The 6,954-nt window shown below is 55.0% G+C and carries 9 protein-coding genes and 1 pseudogene; 5 read left to right on the forward strand and 5 right to left on the reverse strand.

The features are described from left to right. Nucleotides 1–31 precede the first annotated feature (31 nt). The 5 genes from QZ197_RS03155 to QZ197_RS03175 are packed head-to-tail and all read left to right on the forward strand — an operon-like array spanning nucleotide 32 to nucleotide 3,942. On the forward strand, nucleotides 32–604 hold the full coding sequence (locus tag QZ197_RS03155; RefSeq protein ID WP_296429950.1) for an acyltransferase: 573 nt from the start codon (nucleotides 32–34) through the stop codon (nucleotides 602–604). Then, a complete protein-coding gene (locus QZ197_RS03160; RefSeq protein ID WP_296429952.1) occupies nucleotides 601–1,737 on the forward strand; it encodes a glycosyltransferase in 1,137 nt (378 codons plus the stop codon). The genes QZ197_RS03155 and QZ197_RS03160 overlap by 4 nt, the downstream gene beginning before the upstream one ends. Beyond that, complete coding sequence (locus QZ197_RS03165) at nucleotides 1,734–2,276, forward strand: acetyltransferase (protein ID WP_296429954.1); 543 nt, start codon at nucleotides 1,734–1,736, stop codon at nucleotides 2,274–2,276. The genes QZ197_RS03160 and QZ197_RS03165 overlap by 4 nt, the downstream gene beginning before the upstream one ends. Beyond that, entirely contained in the window at nucleotides 2,273–3,196 is a 924-nt protein-coding gene (locus QZ197_RS03170) for a glycosyltransferase family 2 protein (RefSeq protein WP_296429956.1), read from the forward strand. Before QZ197_RS03165 ends, QZ197_RS03170 begins: the two co-directional genes overlap by 4 nt. Continuing rightward, the gene (locus tag QZ197_RS03175; RefSeq protein WP_296429958.1) at nucleotides 3,193–3,942 is read left to right on the forward strand and encodes a glycosyltransferase family 2 protein; all 750 of its coding nucleotides are present in this window, start codon (nucleotides 3,193–3,195) and stop codon (nucleotides 3,940–3,942) included. The genes QZ197_RS03170 and QZ197_RS03175 overlap by 4 nt, the downstream gene beginning before the upstream one ends. Here QZ197_RS03175 and QZ197_RS03180 read toward each other — a convergent pair. The 5 genes and pseudogenes from QZ197_RS03180 to QZ197_RS03200 all read right to left on the reverse strand — a co-directional run. Further along, the gene (locus tag QZ197_RS03180) at nucleotides 3,939–4,880 is read right to left on the reverse strand and encodes a phosphatidate cytidylyltransferase (RefSeq protein WP_296429960.1); all 942 of its coding nucleotides are present in this window, start codon (nucleotides 4,878–4,880) and stop codon (nucleotides 3,939–3,941) included. The genes QZ197_RS03175 and QZ197_RS03180 overlap by 4 nt on opposite strands. After that, on the reverse strand, nucleotides 4,877–5,518 hold the full coding sequence (locus QZ197_RS03185) for a lysophospholipid acyltransferase family protein (protein ID WP_296429962.1): 642 nt from the start codon (nucleotides 5,516–5,518) through the stop codon (nucleotides 4,877–4,879). Before QZ197_RS03185 ends, QZ197_RS03180 begins: the two co-directional genes overlap by 4 nt. Before the next feature lie 84 nt (nucleotides 5,519–5,602). After that, a complete protein-coding gene (locus QZ197_RS03190; protein ID WP_296429964.1) occupies nucleotides 5,603–5,881 on the reverse strand; it encodes a hypothetical protein in 279 nt (92 codons plus the stop codon). A 13-nt stretch (nucleotides 5,882–5,894) separates the two neighbouring features. Continuing rightward, a complete protein-coding gene (locus QZ197_RS03195; RefSeq protein ID WP_296429966.1) occupies nucleotides 5,895–6,599 on the reverse strand; it encodes a PspA/IM30 family protein in 705 nt (234 codons plus the stop codon). Nucleotides 6,600–6,702: 103 nt separating this feature from the next. Continuing rightward, nucleotides 6,703–6,954, reverse strand: a pseudogene (locus QZ197_RS03200) (TetR/AcrR family transcriptional regulator); the annotation flags it as partial.

Consider the following 6,954-nt stretch of genomic DNA (forward strand, 5'->3'; position numbering starts at 1 on the left):
AAAACCCAAATAGCGAAGTGGGGTAAATCCCATGCCGTTTAGGTGGCTGTATCTGATCAAAAGGGTCGCAGGCGCGCTATCGCGGCGGCTCGGTTTGCAGATTGCGACGCTGTTTCACCGTGCGACCTTGGGGGCTGTTGGCGCTGGTACGCGGTTTCAATTGGGCGTGAATTTTCATCCGTCCGCACAGGTCAGCTTTGGGCGCGAGTGCTACGTCTGGCGCGGTGTTGATGCTTCAAGCGAAAGCCCGACCGGATCGCTACGCGTGGGCGACCGTGTCCAGATCAACCGCGATGTACATCTAGATATGACGGGCGGTTTGGTCATTGGCGACGACGTGATGCTGTCGGAAAGTGCGGTCCTTTACACGCATGAACACGGGCTTGATCCCAGATCGGCACCGCAACTGCGGCCTAAAATGATAGGCTCGGGTGTTTGGGTCGGCATGCGCGCGATCATCCTAGCTGGTTGCCGCGAAATCGGGGTAGAGGCCGTGATTGGCGCAGGCGCAGTTGTGACCAAAGACGTTCCTGCAGGGGCCATCGTTGCTGGCAATCCGGCGCGGATTATTGGCAGAAATCCCGCAGTGAAAGAGGTCGCATGAATATTCTCCATGTCACACCCACGTTCTATCCTGCCACTTATTGGGGTGGTCCGATTTGGTCGACTAAGGCCATTTGCGATGGGATAAATGTGACGTCTGATGTGGATTTGCGTGTTCTGACGACCGATGCGGCTGGCCCCGATCGGTCCCAGCAGATTACCCCTGCGCCTTTGCCTTACCCCGTGCATTACGCCCGCCGCGTGGCGGGGCATAGCATTTCACCTGCCTTGGTACGGCAATTGCCAACCGCGATGCGCTGGGCTGATGTTGTGCATCTGACGGGGGTCTACAACACGCCGACATTGCCAGTTTTTGCACTGGCAAAGGCGATGGACAAGCCGCTTGTTTGGTCGCCGCGCGGGGCGTTGCAAGCGACCGAAGACTGGGAAGACGCCCCGCGGCGTATGGCCAAGAAAAGCTTTGAAGTCGGCCTTAATATCCTGCGCCCCCGCCGCGTTGTTATGCATGCCACGGCGCAGGCAGAGGTCACAGCCAGCGTTCACCGCTTTGCCGGGATGACCACGAAAATCATTCCCAATACTGTTGATATTCCTGACATTCCCACGCGCAAGAAAACCGATCACCAAGACATCAGGTTGATCTTTTTGGGTCGATTGCATCCCAAAAAAGGACTGGCAGAGCTTCTTGCGGCAATGCGCCAACTGCCCGCGCATTTCAGTCTTGATGTTTATGGTTCGGGTGACGCGGATTATTCTAATGCGTTGCACAGTATAGCCGCCGACATGGATGGGCGCGTGTGCTTTCACGGGCATTTGCCTGACGCAGGCAAAGCCAGTGCTTTTGCAAAGGCTGACCTCTTTGTCTTGCCTTCATATGCGGAAAATTTCGGGATCGCGGTGGCCGAAGCCATGGCGCACGGCGTGCCGGTTCTGACCACAACTGCCACCCCTTGGCATGCCCTAGACGCACGCGGCTGTGGGCGTTGCATGGCAATGGGGACGGATGATTTGACAACCGAGATAGCAGTTTTAGCAATACAGGATCTGGTCGCGATGGGTGCGCGAGGGCGTGCGTGGGTTGCGCAGGATTTTGCTACTCAGTCCATGATAGATGCCTTCCTAGCGCTCTACCAAGACCTCGCCACTGTTCGGAAAGCGCAGGTGTTCGCTTGACTGCCCGCGTCGATGTTGCTGCCAACAGGCGCACGCGCAGCTATAGCAATCGCGACATCATGTTGCGAACCGTATGGGCCGCAGCTTGGCCGCTTTTCCGGTTCAGCCCGCGCCCGTTTTGGGGGTGGCGACGTGCAATGCTCCGCGTCTTTGGGGCGCAGATCGGGGCGCAGGTTCATGTATATCCGACAGCGCAAATAACGATGCCTTGGCATCTGCGAATAGGTGATCAGACGGCCATCGGCGACCATGTGATCCTTTATGCCTTGGGGCAGGTTCACATCGGTGCACGGGTTACGATCTCGCAGTACGCACATCTGTGTGCAGGCACGCATGACCGGCGGCAGACCCATCGACCTTTGGTCAAAGCGCCCGTTTGCGTGTGCGATGATGCGTGGATCTGCGCTGATGCCTTTGTGGGGCCAAATGTCACGATCGGTACAGGCGCTGTGCTGGGTGCGCGTGCGGTCGCGATGCGCGACTTGCAGGCAGGTGCGGTTGGTTTTGGCAATCCGATGCAAGTGCGGGTCGCCACATGACGGCGTTGACAGTGATCATTTTGGCCAAAAACGAAGCACGCCACATTGAACGTGCGATTGCGTCAATCAAGGCGGTGGCGACCGACATTTTGGTGGTTGATAGCGGATCAACCGATGACACTGTGGCGCGGGCCACGCAGGCAGGCGCGCGGGTCTTGGACCATGCTTGGACGAATTACGCGACGCAGTTCAATTGGGCATTGGACCAGATCAAAGGGCATGCAGGCTGGGTTCTGCGCCTCGACGCCGATGAAATCGTGACACCGCATTTGCTGGCTGAGATCCGATCAGGCTTGCCCGATGTTGCAGGCATCACGGTGAGGCGCAGCATGTGCTTTATGGGGCAACCTGTTCGGCATGGTGGCATGTTTCCCATTCGTGTCTTGCGTCTTTTTCGCAATGGCATGGGCCGGTGCGAGACGCGGTGGATGGACGAACATATTATCGTGGACGGGCCGCTTATCGCGTTCGCGGGGCAGATCATTGATGACAACCGCAATTCACTCGACTGGTGGACGACCAAGCACAACAGCTATGCCAGCCGTGAAGTCATCGACATTCTAAACCAAGAACTGGGCTTTCTGCCGCAAGATGCCCTCACTGCCAAAGACACTGGCAGGCAGGCTGCGATTAAGCGTTTTATCAAGGAAAAGCTTTATGCGCGCATGCCTTTGGGTGCGCGCGCGGCTGTGTATTTCCTCTATCGCTATGTAGTGCGGGGTGGGTTTCTGGACGGTCGCCAAGCGCGCGCTTTTCATGTCTTGCAGGGGTTCTGGTACCGCTACCTTGTCGATACCAAGCTTGCCGAAGTGCGTCATTACATGACCCAAACAGGTGCCGATCCGGTCACCGCTATTGCCGATATTCTGAACGTAAATGTCGGCATACCACTCATCCTAAATCAGGAGAAGTCCGCATGAAACTATCCATCGTCACAGCCGTTATGAATGGGCGCGCGACCTTGCCGGATATGCTGGCCAGCCTGCGCAGCCAGACGCATCAAGAAATCGAACATATCGTTCAAGACGGAGGTTCGACCGACGGGACATTGGCATATTTACAAACTGATGGTTTGAAAGGAATGCGGCTCAAGTCGCAGGCTGATACGGGTATTTACGACGCGATCAACCAAGGGATCGCACGCGCGACGGGCGATGTGATCGGATTGCTGCATGCGGATGACCGCCTTGCAAGTCCTGACGTTCTGGCATCCGTGGTCGATGCATTCCAGAACCCTGAAATTGACGGTGTCTATGGTGACCTGCAATATGTTGCCCGCGATGATGCGACCCGCGTGATCCGCCACTGGAACGCAGGCCCATATATGGCGGCCAAGCTGCGGCAAGGCTGGATGCCACCGCATCCCACCCTGTATCTACGCAAGTCAGTATTTGCGCGTGCTGGGCTTTATGACACCAGCTTTCACATATCGGGCGACTACGATGGCATGCTGCGGTTTTTGACCAGTGGAAAAGTGCGTCTGGGCTATATCCCACAAGTGATGGTGCAGATGAAAATGGGCGGCGTCAGCAACAGGTCATTTGCGCATATGATCCGGAAAAGCCGCGAGGATTACCGCGCAATCAGACGCCACAACGTCGGTGGAATAGGTACGCTATTCGCCAAAAATGTCTCGAAGTTAGCTCAGTTCAGAGCAGGCGCCTAAGTATAGAAGTACTTTGTTAGCTGATAGAAAATTGGGGCAGCAAAGATCACGCTGTCTAATTGATCTACAAATCCGCCTTGGCCCGGGATCAGGTGTGACCAGTCTTTGACACCACGGTCACGCTTGATTGCGGCCACGACGATGTTGCCAAACATTCCGACAAGCGATGCGATACCCGCCATCAAGGCGGCACCGATCACGCCAAAGGGGGTGATCCAGCTTAGCAAGGCACCGATGACCGCAGCGCTAAGCACGCCGCAGATCAGACCTTCCCAGGTTTTCGGTGAAAGGCCGGGCGCAATTTTGTGCCGTCCGATGCGTCGTCCAAAAAAGAAGTCCAACAGGTCACCGAATTGAACAACCATCACAAGGAATGCGATTAGCAATAACGATCTATCGCCATAACCTGTGATCTCGAGTGCCATTAGCGCAGGAACATGGCTGACGCAGAAGACGGCGATCATCAGCGCCCATTGGGTCTCTGCGACGCGTACCAGAAAACGGTCAGGATTGCCGCGCAGGGCAGACACCATAGGCAGCATCAAGAACGCGTAAACGGGAATGAACACGGTAAATAGGCCAGTCCAGCCAAGCCCGACAAAGACATACTGCAGTGGCAGCACCGCAAAGAAGGCCAGCGCCAATGACAGGTGATCTGCTTGTGCTTTGGTGGTCAACGTCAGGAATTCGCGCAGTGCGGCAAAAGACGCAAAAGCAAACAGCGTCATGATCCCGGGTTTACCCAAAAGCAATGCTGCTCCGATAAAAGCGACCATGCCCCACCAGCTTTGAACGCGGGTCATATATGTATCGAGCATTGGGTTCGCTTCATGCACTGGTTGACGCGCGCGCAAGACTTCACCCAACACAGTCAGCGCTATCAAAATGCCGAAACTACCAAAGGCTAGCAGCAGGATATCATTGGTGGTGTCGTTCATTTGCGCACCTCTGGCCGTTGGGCCAACAGCGCGTCAGACGCACGTTTGAGAAAGTCATCCTTGCTTTCGCCATCCATCACGTGGATCGGTTTTCCGAATGTGACGGTACAAATGAGCGGCAAGGGGATGATTTCGCCTTTTGGCATAATCTCGGTCAGGTTTGCGACCCATGTCGGGACCAGTTCGACCTGCGGGCGGGCCAATCCCATGTTATAAAGCCCTGCTTTGAAAGGCAGCAGCGGGTCGTCGGTCATGTTGCGATTGCCTTCGGGAAAGATGATCAAAGACGACCCTTCGTCGAGGGCGGCAATAATCTTGTCCATTGGCTTGTCTTTCACCTCGGGGCGCCGATCGACAAGGACGCAGTTGAAAACCTCTGGTCCGACAAAGGCGCGCAGCTTGTTTTTCAACCAGTAGTCAGCCGCGGCCACCGGGCGCACAGTCCGGCGCATCGCAGGCGGCAAAACCGACCAAATCATGGGCATGTCAGCGTTGCTGGTATGATTAGCAAAATATACGCGCTGGCGCGGGACGGGTTCAATCCCCTTCCAATCAGCCCTGACAGCGGTGATCGCGCGGGCAAAAATGCGGATGGATTGGCCGACGATGCGGGCGGCAAACTGGCGTAAGAATTTCATATCACTGACTTTGACAAAGCGAATTGCCTTTGAAAAGGAAAAAGCCCCGCCCTTAATCCAAGGGCGGGGTGCTTGGGGCGAAACCTAGGACGTTTCACCGACGTATTCAGTCAAGAGCTTTTCGTTTCTGGCTTCTTCGATACGGTTAATACGGTCTTCGGACATACGTTCCTCAAAGCGGTATTTCACAAAGTTTACCAGCGCGAGCGTCAGCATCATCACCGACATTCCCCAGAAACCCTTGGTTGCCAAAGGCACTTCGGTCGAAAGCCAGAGTGAGAGGCCAAGCATTCCATATGCAACGACGACACCGACGCCATTAATAAACATAATCAGTGAGTTATCAGATTTATTGTGGTTCATTGTTCTGCTCCTTTTACTGTTCTTTGGTCTGGTGTGAAGAGGTCTTGGTAGATCTGAGACGGGCAAGCACATCGTCAGCGGTCGTGCGGGTTGCTACGCCAAACCCGGCATCGGCCATACGGTTAGTGATACTGTCGCCTTGTAGGTCTTGGTTGATGTCGGCCAGTATTTCGGCCTTTTCGAATGGATCATCGCGCCCCAGAACACGTGCGATCAGATCCTCGGCTTCTTGGGTCGAGTTGCTCGACATGCCGGATCTTGTCATTTTCATCTGAATGTCTTGTTCGCGCTTAACCGCCCGTGCTTGGATGGCGCCTTGCTTTAAGTCGATGATGCGGCGATGTCCGGCCTCGATTGAGCTGCTTAGGCGGACAATTTTTTGATCCAGCTGTTCCAGCGTTTCGTGGCGCACAGTCAGTTCATTCTCCATTGTCGCGATGGCGCGGGCGGCTTCGGTTGCCATGTCTTCGCGTCCTTTTTCCAACGCCTCGGTGGCGCGTCCAGTCAAGTCGACAACGCGTCCCTTGAGCGCGCTATGTTGTTGTTCCTCGGCGCGTTGGCGTTGAATGAGGCTGGCGAGCGTGGCTTTCCCGGCGCGCAAACCCGCGTCACTTTCGCGTATTTTTTGATCAATTAACTCAATCGCAAAGGCATCGCGGACGCGGTCTTCGGCGCGGGCGCTCTGGCCGTTCATCATTGTAACGAGTGTCTTAAACATGCGTTCCTCCATTTTCAATCATTTTATGAACATTGTTCATGAATTAGATCTAAGGGGACTGGAGCTGTATTGCAAGAAAATTATGAACATTGTTCAAAAATATCTACTTGGGAGCTGTAAGCTGCCTCAAAACAAGGTTGATCATGCGACCTATATCACCAGCGGGAACACTGATGCGGGCCTCATCTAGCCCTAAAACCACGATTCCATGCACAGAAGAGAACAGCGCGCGGGTTAGAAGAATCCGGTTTTCAAGCGATTCTTCAGGAAATAGCTGCGTTAGTGGGCCGATGATATGGCCAAACAGCTTTTCCATTTCGGCGATGTACCAATCAGGGGCTGCTTGTCCTGACGG

It is taken from the genome of Yoonia sp. (genome assembly GCF_017854415.1).
Taxonomy (GTDB): domain Bacteria; phylum Pseudomonadota; class Alphaproteobacteria; order Rhodobacterales; family Rhodobacteraceae; genus Yoonia.